Genomic DNA, 270 nt, shown 5'->3' on the forward strand with positions numbered 1-270 from the left:
CGCGACCCGTCGATGGCAACGGCGATTGGACAACAGTGTCCTATAGCACCACCGTTGGAAATCACAGCATCACTATCGAGGGCCTTTACGGCAACCCGCACCCGGTTTCAGCACCGCCACGCACCTTTACCGTCACGGAGCTTGTGGCGCCGACCATCACCTCGGTCAAAGGCGATCTGAGCGGTGTCGAGATTCCCCATAACACCACCACCACGGAAACCACGGTGATCCTGACCGGTGCCGCCAGCAGAGGTCAGAAGGTCGATGTGC

The sequence above is a fragment of the Pseudomonas sp. F01002 genome, from assembly GCF_004402115.1.
Lineage (GTDB): Bacteria > Pseudomonadota > Gammaproteobacteria > Pseudomonadales > Pseudomonadaceae > Aquipseudomonas > Aquipseudomonas frigoris.